This window comes from Pseudomonas sp. MNR3A (assembly GCF_009650575.1).
GTDB lineage: Bacteria > Pseudomonadota > Gammaproteobacteria > Pseudomonadales > Pseudomonadaceae > Aquipseudomonas > Aquipseudomonas machongensis.
In genome coordinates, this window is record NZ_VZZS01000004.1 from 1 (window position 1) to 14,601 (window position 14,601).

Annotated in this window: 15 protein-coding genes; 3 read left to right on the plus strand and 12 right to left on the minus strand. The window is 66.2% G+C overall.

The window, feature by feature from the left end; translation table 11 throughout:
* Positions 1-819: 819 nt before the first annotated feature.
* Complete coding sequence (locus F6X62_RS02650; protein WP_054894680.1) at positions 820-1,062, plus strand: hypothetical protein; 243 nt, start codon at positions 820-822, stop codon at positions 1,060-1,062.
* 23 nt (positions 1,063-1,085) lie between these two features.
* Positions 1,086-1,355: a DUF3077 domain-containing protein gene (locus F6X62_RS02655; RefSeq protein WP_153772619.1), complete on the plus strand. Its 270-nt coding sequence runs from the start codon at positions 1,086-1,088 to the stop codon at positions 1,353-1,355.
* A gap of 263 nt (positions 1,356-1,618) precedes the next feature.
* Here F6X62_RS02655 and F6X62_RS02660 read toward each other — a convergent pair whose 3' ends face one another.
* The 12 genes from F6X62_RS02660 to F6X62_RS02715 are packed head-to-tail and all read right to left on the minus strand — an operon-like array spanning position 1,619 to position 12,227.
* Positions 1,619-2,263: a general secretion pathway protein GspN gene (locus F6X62_RS02660; protein WP_153772620.1), complete on the minus strand. Its 645-nt coding sequence runs from the start codon at positions 2,261-2,263 to the stop codon at positions 1,619-1,621.
* Positions 2,260-2,646, minus strand: a complete 387-nt coding sequence (gspM, locus tag F6X62_RS02665) for a type II secretion system protein GspM (protein WP_153772621.1) — start codon at positions 2,644-2,646, stop codon at positions 2,260-2,262. The genes F6X62_RS02660 and gspM overlap by 4 nt, the downstream gene beginning before the upstream one ends.
* Complete coding sequence (locus tag F6X62_RS02670; RefSeq protein ID WP_153772622.1) at positions 2,643-3,716, minus strand: type II secretion system protein GspL; 1,074 nt, start codon at positions 3,714-3,716, stop codon at positions 2,643-2,645. The genes gspM and F6X62_RS02670 overlap by 4 nt, the downstream gene beginning before the upstream one ends.
* Positions 3,713-4,303, minus strand: a complete 591-nt coding sequence (locus F6X62_RS02675) for a type II secretion system protein (protein WP_153772623.1) — start codon at positions 4,301-4,303, stop codon at positions 3,713-3,715. Before F6X62_RS02675 ends, F6X62_RS02670 begins: the two co-directional genes overlap by 4 nt.
* Positions 4,300-4,668, minus strand: coding sequence for a type II secretion system protein (locus F6X62_RS02680; RefSeq protein WP_153772624.1), 369 nt, complete (start codon positions 4,666-4,668; stop codon positions 4,300-4,302). The genes F6X62_RS02675 and F6X62_RS02680 overlap by 4 nt, the downstream gene beginning before the upstream one ends.
* Positions 4,665-5,102, minus strand: a complete 438-nt coding sequence (gene gspH / locus F6X62_RS02685; RefSeq protein ID WP_153772625.1) for a type II secretion system minor pseudopilin GspH — start codon at positions 5,100-5,102, stop codon at positions 4,665-4,667. Before gspH ends, F6X62_RS02680 begins: the two co-directional genes overlap by 4 nt.
* Before the next feature lies 1 nt (position 5,103).
* On the minus strand, positions 5,104-5,538 hold the full coding sequence (gspG, locus tag F6X62_RS02690; RefSeq protein WP_125930627.1) for a type II secretion system major pseudopilin GspG: 435 nt from the start codon (positions 5,536-5,538) through the stop codon (positions 5,104-5,106).
* A 14-nt stretch (positions 5,539-5,552) separates the two neighbouring features.
* Positions 5,553-6,755: a type II secretion system inner membrane protein GspF gene (gene gspF, locus F6X62_RS02695; protein WP_153772626.1), complete on the minus strand. Its 1,203-nt coding sequence runs from the start codon at positions 6,753-6,755 to the stop codon at positions 5,553-5,555.
* Positions 6,756-6,757: 2 nt separating this feature from the next.
* Entirely contained in the window at positions 6,758-8,206 is a 1,449-nt protein-coding gene (locus F6X62_RS02700; RefSeq protein WP_153772627.1) for a GspE/PulE family protein, read from the minus strand.
* On the minus strand, positions 8,206-10,161 hold the full coding sequence (gene gspD, locus F6X62_RS02705) for a type II secretion system secretin GspD (RefSeq protein WP_153772628.1): 1,956 nt from the start codon (positions 10,159-10,161) through the stop codon (positions 8,206-8,208). The genes F6X62_RS02700 and gspD overlap by 1 nt, the downstream gene beginning before the upstream one ends.
* A gap of 3 nt (positions 10,162-10,164) precedes the next feature.
* The gene (locus tag F6X62_RS02710) at positions 10,165-10,590 is read right to left on the minus strand and encodes a pilus assembly protein PilZ (protein WP_065863186.1); all 426 of its coding nucleotides are present in this window, start codon (positions 10,588-10,590) and stop codon (positions 10,165-10,167) included.
* Positions 10,587-12,227 (minus strand): lipoprotein UxpA, encoded by a 1,641-nt coding sequence (locus F6X62_RS02715; protein ID WP_153772629.1) that lies wholly within the window; start codon positions 12,225-12,227, stop codon positions 10,587-10,589. Before F6X62_RS02715 ends, F6X62_RS02710 begins: the two co-directional genes overlap by 4 nt.
* A gap of 226 nt (positions 12,228-12,453) precedes the next feature.
* On the opposite strand from F6X62_RS02715, the gene F6X62_RS02720 reads away from it, so the two are divergent.
* Positions 12,454-14,517, plus strand: coding sequence for a PhoX family phosphatase (locus F6X62_RS02720; protein ID WP_153772630.1), 2,064 nt, complete (start codon positions 12,454-12,456; stop codon positions 14,515-14,517).
* Positions 14,518-14,601: the final 84 nt, after the last annotated feature.

Consider the following 14,601-nt stretch of genomic DNA (forward strand, 5'->3'; position numbering starts at 1 on the left):
GCAACCCGCACCGTAGCGCCGTTGCGGGCATTGATGGGCTCGAGGGTGTTGTTCACAGCCTCGAGTACCGAGGGCGCGGGGTACTCGGTTTGTGCAGATCGCACTACCTTGAAAGTGAGGGGCGCAGAGGTGGACAACAGAGTGGGCACATCACGAGGGGTAGACATCGTTGGCTCCCGGGGTATGCCAAGGGAATGCCTGGAGTCTGAACCCACGGATGCGCTGGCGAAACTGACAAAAATGATAGGTGCCGCGAGGTTGGTCTTTAAGTGTGGTTGTGAAAGGGCTGGCTTGTTAACGCAATTACTGTGGGAGCGGGCTTGCCCGCGAAAGGAACACCGCGATGCATGGCACCGGCTACGCCGGTGATCGCGGGACAAGCCCGCTCCCACAGTAACACCGCAGTATTCAGAAGTTGCGGAGCTGGCCTTTAGATTTTGAGCAAGGCAGTTGCCCCTACAAGGGGCAGGCATAAGTGTCTGGTATTCCTAGCATCCGCAATGCGTGTCTCATTGGTCGAAAAATCAGAAAAGATACCTTTCCTGTAGTCCATTTCCCAAAGATACTCCTACCGCCTTTTTTCCGTTGCGGCCCCTGGGGCAGCGCTCTAGTCTCGGCGCGTCGTTGCACATCAACGACACAGCTTTGACAGGCTGTGATGGAAAATCGTATGCGGCTAGTCCTTTATGGCAGCTGTACGTGCGGGCACGCTTGCGTGCGCCGGAACTTTACGATTTTCACCGGTCTGTCAACCCACGTACGGCTGCCACCCTTCTGTTTGACAGCAGACAGGTGGATGCTCCGCAGAGGAAAATCGTAATGTTAAAGATCGTTCCCGACCCACCCCACAACAACCACTCCCTCGAAGACACCATCATCCAAGCCACCGAGTACGCACTCTGCGCACAAACCGTGGCCCATCAAGCGGTCCTCCTCCAACCCAAGTCGCCCGTCTCGCTCCTGATAATGGCTGCCATCCATGAAATGGAAGCGCTGAGGATTTTGCTGGAGTCGGCTTTGATACAGGTTCAGATGCCGGCAGAGCCGCAGACGGCTCATTAAGAGGCTTTCAGGGAGATGAAAGGATGGATACAAACGACACCACACCGAACACCACCGTCGGCAAAACACGGTTCTACCAAGGCAAGGGGCTGACCCAGCCGCTGTTCTGTATCGAGCCGGGCATCCCGTGCGAGCGGGCACGTGAGCAGGCTTCGGAGTTGATGGGGTATGTGCGCGACATGACCTTGAGCGGGGTGATGGAGGAGAACCCGCAACTGGTCTGGGCTTCGTATTACCTGAGCGCATTGGCCAAAGCATTGATGGACGATGCGGAGCTGGGGATGCGCCGGTAAAGGCGGGTTTATCGGACCTGGAGTTGAGTGGGTTGTGGGAGCGGCGGTTCGCCGCTGCGACTGGTCCCGCGATGGCAGCACCGCGGTGCATGGCACCGGCTATGCCGGTGATCGCGGGACAAGCCCGCTCCCACAGGGATTGGGCTGGTCTTTAGATTTTGATCAAGACACTTGCCCTCACAGGGATTGGGCTGGCTTTCGGATTTTTGGATAAGGCCGTTGCTCCGGCAAGCAACAGGCAAGCTGGATCTCAAGCTCTGCAACTACCACCTGAGCTGCCGCTCGCCCTTGGCCGCCTCCTGCCCTAGCCACTGGGCGCCGCGCAACAGGGGCGTCAGCGCAGCATCAGGCTGCACCTCGAATCCGACCCGGGCGCGTCGGTCCAGCAGGTCGGCGTCAAAATCGAGCTGGTGTTGGCCTTGCAGCGCCAGTGCGCCCTGTAAACGCCAGTCACCGGCACAGCGCATTTCAAGCCAGCCCTGCCCCAACCCCAACGACCACGGCGAGACCAGCGCCAGGTCGTTCACCTGCAAACGCCCCTCGGCACCGACGCACCGCTGCCACACACCCTGCACCGCGACACGCCCCTGCCAGTGCCCCGCCAGGCGATAAGCCAGCGGTACACTCGGCGCCGCTTCGAGCGCCTCGACATCCGCCCGCCAGCGCCAGGGCCAACCACTCAGCCGGGCCAACCAATCCTGCCCCTGATAACCCAAGCGGATTTGCGCCTGCTGCTGCCAGGGTTGCCACTGCCAACTCAGCGGCCCGACATCCCCCACCTGTTCAGCCTGCCCTTGCCAGAGGCTGCCGCTGACCGCCCGGCCTGGCACCAGCCAGCTCGCCGGCAACTCGACCAGCAGCGTGACCACGCACACCAGCACCGGCCACAACAGCACGCGCACACTCATGGCCGAACCTGCAGGTCGAAGCGCAGGCGCTTGCCCTGCTGCTCCATGCCCCACTGCAGCGGCTGCGCGCCCTCGCTCTGCAAAGCCTGCAACCACGCCAGCAGCACATGCTCGTCCGCGACCGAGCCGCGCACCTGCCAGCCCTCATCCTGCGGCTCGATCTCCGTCAGCTCGATATGCCGGGCCTGGGCGGACTGGCGCAGGTGCTCCAGGCTCAACGCAGGCCCGCCCTCAAGGCCGGCCGCCACTTCGGCCAGCTCGCGCCACTGGCTCATCTCGGCCCAGCGTGCACCCACCTCACGCACCAGGATGACGATCAGCAACAGCGCGATCAGCCCCCAGGCCACGCGCATGCGCTGGCGCTGCGAAAATGCGCGGATCATGAACTGCTCCCCAGATCGAACACCGCGCCCTGAGCCTGCACCTGCACCGCAGCGCCGACTGCAGCGGCCATTTCATGCCACGGCGCCAACGTGCCTTCGCCATCCAGTTGCAGATGCCAGCGCTGCCCATCGAAGCGCACAGCGCGCAAGCGCCACTGCGGATGCGCGCGCAACCAGGCCTGCAACTGCTCCTGCAAGCCGTCGAGCCGACGCAGACGCAAAGCCCGCTCGCCGTCGGTGTCACGCAGCCGTTTGAGCGCCTGCGCGGCCTGGCGCGGCGTAGCCTGCGGGCCGGTGACCGCCATCACCTGCTCGCGATACAGCTGGGCCTGACGCCATTGCTGGCTGCTCCACAGACCGCCCCAGACAGCAGCGAGTACCAGGCAAGCGGCGATCAAGCGCTTTTGCCGGCCCGTGACCTTCAATGACCGGCGCGGGCGACGCGTTTCCCGTAGCGTCGGCAAGGTATCGAGATCGGCAATCCGCTGTGGCCAGCGTCCATCGACCTGCTCAAGCGCCTGGGTATCCCACGGCGCAGGTGCGCTACCCAACACCTGTGGCCAGGCCAGCCAGTGTTCTGCGCCATCCTCGTCGACCCGTGCATACAAGGTCGATTGCTCCTGCCGCCATTGCCATCCACACCCGCGGTCGAGCACCGGCAAGAGCTGGAACTGCGCCCAGCAACGCTCCACCTCCAGGACCCATTCCACGCACTGGGCCAACCAGCCGTCGAGCCGCTCACGCGCCACCACCACCAACCGCAGTTGCCCCGCCGCACGCCCGATGCAGGCGCAGTGAACTTCATCGCTGCCTTGCAGTAGACGATCTTCCAGCAGCAGCGGCCATTCCTCACGCTTGAGCCCGGGCGGGGCGGGCAACTGGAAAAAGCTGCATGCCTCGCCCGGCACCACCACGGCAACCCTGGCGCTCAGGTTCTGCGGCGGCCGGCCCTGCCCTTCGTCACGCAGCACGCCGCTGTCCAGCAGGCACCAGTGCCAACCGCCGTCAGCCAGCGGACGCAACAGCAACCAGGGCCGCGCTGGCGAGCGCCGTCGCCATTCAAACTTCATGAGCGCCCCCAGGGCAGGACGAATGTGCAGACATAAGGTGCTCCGTCACGCTGCAGATGCAGGCGCACGCCACGACCGGGGTGCGCCGGTTGATCGGAAGGCCAGGCCAGCCAACTGCCGCCCTGGAAATACAGGATGCTCATCTCGCTGACCCGCTCCAGGCGCTCGCGGACCACCCAGCGCGGCTTGTCGGCGGCGTAGAGATCGGCGGAGGTTTCCAGCAGCACGCGCTGCTCCCGGGGCTCGAAACGCAGGCGCTGACGCTGCAAGCGCGAACCCCCTTCGGCCTGCGGCCAGGCCGCAGCAGCGACCCACAGCAACTGCTGGTTTTGCGCCTGCCAATCGAGCCAGCGCGTGGCCAGCGGCAGGCGCTGCTCGTACACCTGGCGCAGTACCGGGCTGTCGAACCGGCGCTCCAGCGCCAGGCAGAACTCCAGCACACCGGGCTCGTTCTGCTGGTCGGTGAGACGCTCGCGCACCGTGAGCCAGCCATGCACCAACGCCGCCAGCAGGATGCCCAGCACGGCGGTGAGCGCCAGCGCGACCATCAACTCGATCAGGGTCAGCCCCGCCTGGCGCCGCTTCATGGGCGCTCCAGAAACAAGGTGTACAAACCCAGCGGCACGCGCTGATCGCGGTCGGCGAACAGGCGGAGCTCGCCACGGCGCAGATCGCGCACGCCGGTGTTGCGTAGTTGCAGGTCCCAGTGACACACCTGCCCACCCTGGTGCAGCTCCCCGGCAGCGCGATTGCTGCCTGGCCAGTACTGCTCGACGGCAAACCGTGCCTGCAGCTCGCGTGCGCACAGGGCGCCAAAGCGGTGCTGTTGTACGCCGTCCTGCACCGCCAGGCGCTGGCGCAGTACCTGGCTGGTGATCACCGCCAGCACCGCGGCGATACCGAGCGCCACACTGACTTCGAGCAAGGTGAAACCACGCTGACGACGCTTCATGGCAGCACCGCGACTTGCAGCCGCCCTTCGCGGCCCCAGCTCCAGCGCTGGCCACCTTCGGCACTCCGCCAGTTCACCTTGCCGGGCCTTGCCCAGCCTTCGGGGGTGAACACCAGTTGCGGCGCTGCTGCGCCTTGCCAGTCTGGGCGCAGGTCCTGCGGCCAGTCACCCAGCGTGACCGATTCCACCACCCAGCCGGTGCCGTCATGGCGAACGAACTCAGGACGCTTGCCGTTCCAGCGCAGGCCACGCAACTGGCCGGTGTGGCGCGCCACGGCAGACTGCTCGCGGGTCGCGGCAAGCAGCCGCTGCATGGCCTGGTCCACCCGCGTACGTCCGTTGTCGAGCCAGGCCACGCTCAAGCCGGTCATCAGCCCGGCGATGGCCAGCACCACCAGCAGTTCGAGCAGGCTGAAGCCGCGCTGGGAGGGCAAGTCAGAGCTCCCAGTTGCCCAGGTCGGCATCCAGCCCTTCGCCACCGGCCACGCCATCGGCGCCGAGCGAATAGACATCGACACGACCATGCTCGCCCGGCATGCGGTACTGGTACGGCGTGCCCCACGGGTCTTCCGGCAGGCGACGGATGTAGCCATCGCTGCGCCAGGCACGCGGCACCGGCTCCTGGGCCGGTTTCTTCACCAATGCAGCGAGGCCTTGCTCGCTGCTGGGAAAGCGCAGGTTGTCGAGCCGGTACATATCCAGTGCCTGCTCGAGGGTGGCCAGGTCAGCCATCACTTTCTGGCGCATGGCCTTGTCCTGGTTGCCCAGCACGCTGGGCGCGACCACCGCGATGAGCAGGCCGATGATGAAGATCACCACCATGATCTCCATGAGGGTGAAGCCGCGCTGACGCTTGGCGCGATACTGCATGCAAAGACTCCTTTTCACAGTTGCAGACCCTGGTTGAGCTGCATGATCGGCAACAGCACCGCCAGCACGATGAACAGCACCACGCCGCCCATCACCAGGATCATCAGAGGTTCGAAGAGCGCCATGGCGGTGTCGACCTGGCGGGCGAAGCCGCGCTCCTGGTCGTCGGCCACGCGCTCGAGCATGTCGGCCAGGGTGCCGCTGGCCTCGCCGCTGCCGACCATGTTCACCAGCAGCGGTGGAAACTGGCCGCTGGCATCCAGCGCCCGATGCAGGCTGGTGCCGCCCTGGACCTGCAGGCGCACCTGCTCCAGGGCCAGGCGGATACGCTGGTTGGCAACCGTTTCGCTGGCCACCTGCAGGGCTTCGAGCAGGGCCACGCCACTGCCGCAGAGAATCGCCAGGCTGCGCGCCAGCCGTGCGCTCTCCAGCACTTGCAGCAAGCTGCCGATACGCGGCAGGCGCAGCAGCAGGTCGTCGCGGCGCAGGCGCCAGTGCGGCTTGCGCAACAGCCAGCCGCTCAACAGCGTCAGCGGGAGCGCTGCACCCAGCAGCCAGGGGCCGGCACTGGCCAGGCCCTGGCTGATGGCGATCAGCAGCGAGGTGATCAGCGGCAGCGCCTGCCCGGAATGGGCGAACTGCTCGGTCAGCTTGGGCACCACGAACGTCATCAGCCCCACCACCACCGCCAGCGACACGCCCATCAGCACGCAGGGATAGATCAGCGCAGTGCGCGCCTTGTGCTGTTGGCGCTGGACCTGCTCCAGGTGATCCGCCAGGCGCGTCAACACCTGCGCCAGGCGCCCGGAGCGCTCGCCCGCTTCGACCAGTGCGCAGTACAGCCCGGTGAACGGCGCACCTTGCCGGGCAAAGCTGCGGGCCAGCCCCAGGCCTTCGGCAAGCGCGCCGCGCACCGACACCAGCACGGCCTGCAAGGCAGGCGCGCGCAATTGCCGTTCGAGCGTGGCCAGGGCATCGACCAAGGGGATGCCAGCGCCGGTCAGCGTGGCCAGTTGGCGGGTCAGCTCGCACAGCTGGACACGGCTCAAACGCTGACGGCGCGGTTGCCGCAGGCTGCCTTCGTGGCGTTGCAGCTTGCGCGCGAACAACCCCTGCTCACGCAACAACTGGCGGGCATGGCGCTCGCTGTCGGCCTGCACGCTGGCCTTGTGCGGCTTACCTGCCAGGTCCAGGGCCTGGTAGCGATAGGTCGGCATATTCAGCCCTGCACCACGCGCAGCACTTCGGCCAGGCTGGTCTCGCCACGGGCCAGACACTCGCTGGCCATGGCCACCAGGCTCTGCCGACGCGTGGCCAGATGTGCCTGCATCGTCACTTCGCTGGCGCCCTCATAAAGCAGGGCGACCAATCCTGCATCCAGCTCGATGAATTCATACAGCCCCAGGCGCCCGACATAACCGCTGCCCTCGCAACTGTCGCAGCCCACGGGGTGGTGGGTGGCGTGCAACGCTGCCAGTTCCGGCCACAGACGCCGCTCGGCGGCGAGCAACGGGCGCGGCTCGGCACAACTGCACAGGCGTCGGACCAGGCGCTGGGCCAGCACCCCGCGCAGGCTGGAAGCGATCAGGAAGGGCTCGATGCCCATGTCACGCAGGCGCGTCACTGCGCCGACGGCGCTGTTGGTGTGCAGGGTCGAGAGCACCAGGTGACCGGTCAGGCTGGCCTGCACGGCGATCTGCGCAGTCTCCTGGTCGCGGATCTCACCGAGCATGATCACGTCCGGATCCTGGCGCAGGATCGCGCGCAGGCCGGTAGCGAAGGTCAGCCCGGCACGCGGGTTGATCGCGGTCTGGCCGATACCGGCGATGGCGTACTCCACCGGGTCTTCGACGGTAAGGATATTGCGGCTGCCGTCGTTGAGGCTGTTGAGGCTGGCGTACAGCGTGGTGGTCTTGCCGGAGCCGGTGGGCCCGGTGGACAGCACGATGCCATTGGGCCGCGCCAGGCACGCGCGCAGGCCCTGCAGCGCCGCTGCCGGCATGCCGAGGTTGTCCAGCGCCAGCAGGCTGGCCTGCTTGTCGAGCACGCGCATCACCACGCGCTCGCCGTGGATGCCGGGCAGCGTCGAGACCCGCACGTCCACCTCACGCCCGGCGGCGCGCAGGGTGATGCGTCCGTCCTGGGGCTGGCGTTTCTCGGCGATGTCCAGGCGCGCCATGACCTTGATCCGCGACACCAGCATGGCCGACAGCGCACGCGGCGGGCGCAACACTTCACGCAGGTGCCCATCGACGCGCAGGCGCACCACCAGGCTCTGCTCGAAGGTTTCGATGTGGATGTCCGAGGCACGCAGGCGCAGGGCCTGGCCGAACAGGCCGTTGATCAGGCGGATCACCGGCGCTTCGTCGTCGCTTTCGAGCAGGTCTTCGATGCGTGGCATTTCGCTCATCAGGCTGTCGAGGTCAACCTGTTCGCCGATGCCTTCGATCAATGCGGCGGTGGCCGAGTCGGCAGCCTGGTAAAGCTGGCCCAGGCGCTCGTCGAAAGCGGCGCGATCGAGGCGCTCCAGGCGCAGTGGCTGGCCATGCACGCGTAGCAGCTCTTGCACCTGATCGCTGTCGGCATCCTTGCGCAACCATAGCTGCCAGCCCTGATCGTCCTGGGCCATGGCAACGCCAGCCTGACGCGCCAGGCGGTAGCCGAGCATCACCAGTCACCGCCTTCAAGTCGCGCGCGACTGGCCGGAAACGCCTTGAGCAAGGCGCCACCTTCGGCGAGTTCCGGCATCTGCAAGGCGGTGTCCTGCTGCAGGCTGCGGTACTTTTCCTGGCTCAACCCGGCAAGGCTCGGCCCGTCGCGCATGATCCGCGGGCGGATGAATACCATCAGGTTCTGCTTCACGTTGCGGTTGCTGTCGGAGCGGAACAAGCGGCCCAGCACGGGGATGTCACCGAGCAACGGCACGCGCTGGTTGCTGGTGGTGGATTCGTCGCTGATCAGGCCACCGAGAATCACCAGGCCATTGTCATCGACCATGACCTTGGTCTTGATCTCGCGCTTGTTGGTGATCACATCGCTGGCGGCGCGCGAGTCGGCGATCGAGGACACTTCCTGGACGATGTCCAGGCGTACGCTGTTGTCGCTGTTGACCTGCGGCTTGATGCGCAGCTTCACCCCCACCTCCTTGCGTTCGATGGTCTGGTAGGGGTTGGCGTTGTTCTGGGTCACGGAGCCGGTGACGAAGGGCACCTCCTGGCCGACCAGGATCGACGCCTCGGCGTTGTCCAGGGTCAGCAGGGTCGGGGTCGACAGCAGGTTGAAACCGCTCTTGCCCTTGAGCGCATTGATCAGCATGGCGAAGTTGAAACCGCCGCCGAAATGGCCGATGCCGGCGGTGGCGCCGGTGGTGGCCGAGAGCAGTTTGCCCAGTTCCTTGTTGTCGCCGCTGGCAGCAGCGCCCGCGATGTTGGCGATGTTCACGCCGTTGCTGCCGAAGTTGACGATGCCGGCGCCGAACTTCTCGTCGGCGAACAGCCATTGCACGCCTAGCTCCTGGGCGCTGCTGTCGGACACCTCGGCGATGATCGCCTCGACCACCACCTGGGCGCGGCGGATATCGAGTTGCTCGACGATGTTGCGATAGGCCGCAAGCTCGCTGTCAGGGCCAACCATGACCACCGCGTTGGCGCCTTCTTCATACTCCAGGCGCACGCCCGAATCGCTGGCCGTACGTACCGGCACCTCCTTGCCTTCGCCTGTGGGCGCATCGGGCACCCCGCCCTCCTGGCCGAGACCGCGCAGCACCTTGACCACTTCCGCAGCATTGGCGTGACGCAGGTAGATCACCTGGGTGTTGCTGCTGTGCAGGTTGTCGCTGGGCCGGTCGAGTTGACCAAGCAGCGCACGCACGCGCTCGCGGCTGTCGGCGCTGCCGCGCACCAGCAGCGCATTGCTGCGCGGGTCGGCCACCACCTGGGCACTTTCGGCGCCCTGCTCGCGGGCCAGCAGGCGGGTGACCAGGGGCGCGGTGTCGGCGGCGCTGGCATGCTTGAGTGGCATCACCTGCAAGGGTTCGTCGCTGACCTGGTCGAGCTGGCGTAGCAGCTTGTCGATGCGCTCCAGGTTGCTGCGCCAGTCGGTGACCACCAGCAGGTTGGCGGCAGGGTATGGGGTGATCACCCCGACGCGCGGGTCGATCAGCGGCTTGAGGATGCCGAGCATCTGTTCGCTGGCGGCGTTGCGCACATTGAATACCCGGGTCGCCACGCCGTCGCTGCCCTTGCTCTGCTTGCCGGCGTTCTCCACCGGCACCGGCTCCAGGCGCGCGGCCTGGTCGGGGACGATCTTCACGCTGCCGTTGGGCAGGTCGACGGCGGCAAAGCCCTGGGCACGCAACTGGGCGAGGAAGATGTCGTAGATGGCTTCGGCGTCGTGGCGATCGACGGTGCGTACCGTGACCTTGCCGGTGACCCGCGGATCGACGATGAACGTGGTGCCGGTGATGCGCGAGACGCTGTCGATGAACTCGCCCATGTCGGTATCGACGAAGTTCACCTCGTATTGGGGCACGCCCTCTTCGTCGACTTCAGGGTCTTCGGCCCACGCCTGCGCAAAGCACAGGCCGAGGCTCAGCACGCAGGCCACAGCGTATCTTGCGATCATTGCTCATCCTTGCCGCTTGAAGCCGGTCACGGCAGGCCGTGGCGGCCAGGGCAGGCGCTCGCGCCGCCCTTGGTTGTCGAAAATCAGGCCATCGGCATCGATGTCCTGCAGCACGATCCCTGGCGCCAGGCGCTGGCCACGACCCAGGGTGCGGACCTGCTGGCCGAAGCGCAGCACCACCACGGTGGCGGACAGCGGCTCGGCCTTGAGCCCGCCGAGGTATTGCAGGGGCAGGCGTGTCAGGGGGATGCCGCCTTCTTCGGGTGGCGCCTGCCAGTGACCGGCCATCAGGCCTGGCAAGGTGGGTGTCTGTTCGCGCGGGACACTGAGCGGTTGCGGCTGGCGACTCAGTTGCAGGATGCACTGGGCAGCGAGCCAGCCGGCCAGGGTCAGCAGCAGCACGTTGGGCAGGCGCGACAGCCCGATCACGAGGCCACCTGGCGCGGATGCCACCCCGGATGCCCCTGCACATAGCGCACCTGGGGCAGTTGCAGCGGCGCCAGTTGCCAGTTCGGCTCCTGGCGCGCCAGCCAGGCCTCGACCTTCTGCCACAGCGGCTCGCCGGCCTGGGCATCGAAGTGCAGGCCGAAGGTGCGGCACAGGCCCTGCACCGTGGGCAGCCCGGCGACACGCTTGCCCATCGGGCTGTAGCTGACCTGCCAGGCATGGCCTTGCCAGCGCGGCAGGTCCTGGCTGTTGTCGAGCAGCAGCGGGTCGCCGAACAGTTGCTCGGCGGCATTCTCCAGCACCTGCTCCACCTGGCGTGCGGGGGCTTCGACCACCGGCGCCGGGTAGCCGCCGGTGAGGCTGATCAGGTGCTCGCGGGTGATCGCCTGGCCTGCTGGCAGCGGATGGTCGTAACGCAGGCCGGGCAATAGCACCGGCATGCTCGAGTCGTCGGCCAGGGCCTGGTGCAGGAGACGGTCCCAGCTGCCGCCACGGGTGTCGCGGCGCCACAGGGGCTGCGGCGCACGGGCCAGCGGCTGGTCGAGCCAGGCGGCATGACCGGCGCGTTGCTGGCGCAGCGTGCTGCGTAACTGGCTGGCACGCGCCTGGGCAGTGGGCGAAAGTTGATCGTCGAAAGCGGGCACGAAGCGCGCCTCGAATCGCCACTGCCCGGCGGTTTGCTGGCAATGCAGGCGATAGACGCCACTGGCGCGGCACCCGGCGAACAGCACCGGCACCTGGCGCCCCGACGCTTGCGTGACAGGTACCGGAGTCGGCCACAGATCCTGGCCACGGGCACACAGCAGCACATCGATTTCGTCGATCCGCTCGGCAAGCCACAGGCCGGGGCCAGTGCCGACATCCGCCAGGGCGACCACCAGATCGGCCTCGCGCCGGGCTTGTTGGAAGCTTGGCAGCAATGATTGGTACCACTGCTTGAGCGAGGCTTTCTGATCCTGGGCGTAAGGGTCAGTCACACCGACCACCGCAATGCGCACGCCGCCGCGCTCGAACACGCGCAGGGGCTCGACGCCCAGGCCCTTGGCCTGTTCAGCGCCAAGACCAGCGCCGAGCGTGATCGCAGGGGACTGGCGATAGAGGGCGGCGCAGCGTTGTGGCCACAGGACGCGCTCATCACTGCTCACGCGCACGTCGCTGGCCAGCATGCGGCTGCCTTGCACGCCGCTATCGCCTTGGGTCAGGTAGGCCAGGCCACTGCCATTCCAGTTCTGGCCGTTCTCCAGGGTCAGGCAGCGCTCGGCGCCGGCCTCGTTGCGCATCTGCTCCATCAGTGCGGCCAATACGGCATAACCGCCGAGGCGCGCCTGGCTGGCCTGGCCGGCATCGAGCAATGGCGCGAGCTCGGCATGTCCGCTACTGGCATGGCTGCCGGTCATCCACGGAGCACGCCCCAGATGGCTGACCGGCCCCAGGCGCGTGGCCGGCACCACGGGCAGGCCAGGCTCGCGGGCATCGAGGGTGTCGGCGACATAGAGCAGTTCGAGCGACGCATCGCCGCCGCGCTGACCGGGGATCGCGGAGCAGGCGCCCAACAAAGGTGCCAAGGCCCCGACGCCCATCCAGCCAATCACTTCGCGTCTGCGCACACTGCTCGCCATCGACCCCGCCATCCCTAACCTGAGTTCACGTTCGGCCCCGGATATTGGGGTGGCTGCGTGACAGTTTGATGGCAGAAATCCGACAGCCGATGCGGTAAAGCTCTGACAAATCTTGTTACTAATAGCGCTAGGTTTTAAAACCCCGTTAATATTTTTGCCAATCAATCATCACACTTGCCCCCTACAGTCGCGGTTCCTCTTACTCAGCCATTACAAGGACACCCTGATGAGTCGAGAAACCGGCGATAACCTGGACCGGAACCAGAGCGGCAACCTGCCGATGGCCAGTGTGATGGACACCTACCTGAGCCGTCGTACCGTGATGCGCGGCAGCCTCGGCGCGGCCATCGCGATGATCGCAGGCACCGGCCTGACCGCCTGTTTCGACGGTGGTGGCGGCAGCTCCCATCACGATGATCCGGTCACCGAGCCGCCTGTGACCGAACCGCCAGCCAAGCTCAAGCTGGGCTTCCAGTCCATCGCCGGTTCGCGCACCGACGCTTGCGTCATTGCCGCCGGTTACAGCGCCTACGTGATCGCGCCGTGGGGCACGCCGCTGAACAGCAACGGCAATCCGTGGAAGTCCGACGGCAGCAATACCTCGACCGACCAGGCCAACGCCATGGGCATGAACCATGACGGCATGCACTTCTTCCCCATCAACGGCAGCTCCGACGATGGTTTGCTGGCGATCAACTTCGAATACATCGAAGCCGACGCGCTGCACCCGAACGGCCCGACCACCGATGGCACTGGCAAGCGCCCGGTCGAGGAAGTGCGCAAGGAGATCAACGCCCACGGCGCCGGCGTGGTACGCCTGAGCAAGGTCAACGGCCGCTGGCAGGTGATGCAGAACGACCCGCTCAACCGCCGCTTCACCACCGCTTCGCTGATGGACATCGCCGGGCCCCTGCGCGGCACCGATCACGTCAAGACCAAGTTCTCGCCGACCGGCACCCAGGCACGCGGCACCAACAACAACTGCGGTAACGGCTATACGCCGTGGGGCACGTACCTGACGTGCGAAGAAAACTGGCCTGGCATCTTCGTCAACAAGGGCGTGCGCCCGGCAGACCAGGTGCGCATCGGCGTCAGTGCCAGCAGCGGCCAGTACAAGTGGGAGACGGCTGCCGGTGATGCCAGCGAGGTCAACGGTGAGTTCACCCGCTTCAACGTGACCCCGACCGGCGCCAGCGCCACCGACGACTACCGCAACGAAGCCAGCACTTATGGCTACATCGTCGAGATCGACCCGTACAACAGCGCCACCCTGGCAGTGAAACGCACCGCCCTTGGTCGCTTCCGCCACGAGGGCTGCTGCCCGGGCCTGGCGGTCGCTGGCAAGCCGCTGGTGTGGTACACCGGCGACGACTCGAACAACGAGTACCTGTACAAGTTCGTCTCCGACGCCGTCTGGGATCCGGCCGACGCCACCCCGGCCGACCGCCTGGCCACCGGTGCCAAATACATGGACAAGGGCAAGCTCTACGTGGCCCGCTTCAATGCCGACGGCAAGGGTGTGTGGCTGCTGCTGGACGTTGCCACCCCCACCACCGCCGGCAGCACGCTGGGTGCACTGTACGGCGACCTGCCGGGCATCATCCTCAACACCCGCGGTGCGGCTGACGCGGTCGGCGCCACGCCGATGGACCGCCCTGAGTGGACCGCCGTCAACCCGCTCAACGGCGATGTCTACCTGACGCTGACCAACAACAGCGCGCGTACCGCCGCCAAGGTGGATGCGGCCAACCCGCGCGGCCCGAACCGTCACGGCCACATCATCCGTTGGCACGACAGCGACGATCACAAGAGCTTCACCTGGGATATCTTCGTGTTCGGCGCCAACGCGGCCGGTGCACCGGATATCAACCGCTCGGGCCTGACCGAACTGAACCAGTTCGCCAGCCCCGACGGGATGAGCTTCGATAGCCGCGGGGTGTTGTGGTTCGAGACCGACAACGGTGAGACCACCTTGACCAGCTACACCAATGACCAGTTGCTGGCAGTGATCCCGACCGACCTGGTCGATGCCACTGGCAAGCAGATTCCGGTCAACGCGCAGAACCAGGTGGACCTGCGGCGCTTCTTCGTCGGCCCTAACGGCTGCGAGGTGACGGGGATCAGCTTCACGCCGGACAACAAGACGCTGTTCATCAACATCCAGCACCCGGGGAACTGGCCCTATACCGACAAGGCGACGGATGTGACACCTGCGGGGAGCCGAGTGCGACCACGGGCGTCTACCGTGGTGATTCAACGCAATGATGGCGGTGAGATCGGAACGGCCTGATCCGGAGCCTGTCGTCCGCGGTGCTCAAAGCCCGCGGATTGCCTGCCCAGCTCACCATCGCCGGGGCCGCCTTGCGGCCCCATC

Excerpts from the sequence above, each read along its gene's own strand:
- F6X62_RS02715 (WP_153772629.1), bottom strand. The coding sequence starts at position 12,227 with ATGGCGAGCAGTGTGCGCAGACGCGAAGTGATTGGCTGGATGGGCGTC.
- F6X62_RS02660 (WP_153772620.1), bottom strand. The coding sequence starts at position 2,263 with ATGAGTGTGCGCGTGCTGTTGTGGCCGGTGCTGGTGTGCGTGGTCACG.
- gspD (WP_153772628.1), bottom strand. The coding sequence starts at position 10,161 with ATGATCGCAAGATACGCTGTGGCCTGCGTGCTGAGCCTCGGCCTGTGC.
- gspM (WP_153772621.1), bottom strand. The coding sequence starts at position 2,646 with ATGATCCGCGCATTTTCGCAGCGCCAGCGCATGCGCGTGGCCTGGGGG.
- F6X62_RS02720 (WP_153772630.1), top strand. The coding sequence starts at position 12,454 with ATGAGTCGAGAAACCGGCGATAACCTGGACCGGAACCAGAGCGGCAAC.
- F6X62_RS02675 (WP_153772623.1), bottom strand. The coding sequence starts at position 4,303 with ATGAAGCGGCGCCAGGCGGGGCTGACCCTGATCGAGTTGATGGTCGCG.
- F6X62_RS02700 (WP_153772627.1), bottom strand. The coding sequence starts at position 8,206 with ATGCTCGGCTACCGCCTGGCGCGTCAGGCTGGCGTTGCCATGGCCCAG.
- F6X62_RS02650 (WP_054894680.1), top strand. The coding sequence starts at position 820 with ATGTTAAAGATCGTTCCCGACCCACCCCACAACAACCACTCCCTCGAA.
- gspG (WP_125930627.1), bottom strand. The coding sequence starts at position 5,538 with ATGCAGTATCGCGCCAAGCGTCAGCGCGGCTTCACCCTCATGGAGATC.
- F6X62_RS02680 (WP_153772624.1), bottom strand. The coding sequence starts at position 4,668 with ATGAAGCGTCGTCAGCGTGGTTTCACCTTGCTCGAAGTCAGTGTGGCG.
- F6X62_RS02670 (WP_153772622.1), bottom strand. The coding sequence starts at position 3,716 with ATGAAGTTTGAATGGCGACGGCGCTCGCCAGCGCGGCCCTGGTTGCTG.
- F6X62_RS02655 (WP_153772619.1), top strand. The coding sequence starts at position 1,086 with ATGGATACAAACGACACCACACCGAACACCACCGTCGGCAAAACACGG.
- gspF (WP_153772626.1), bottom strand. The coding sequence starts at position 6,755 with ATGCCGACCTATCGCTACCAGGCCCTGGACCTGGCAGGTAAGCCGCAC.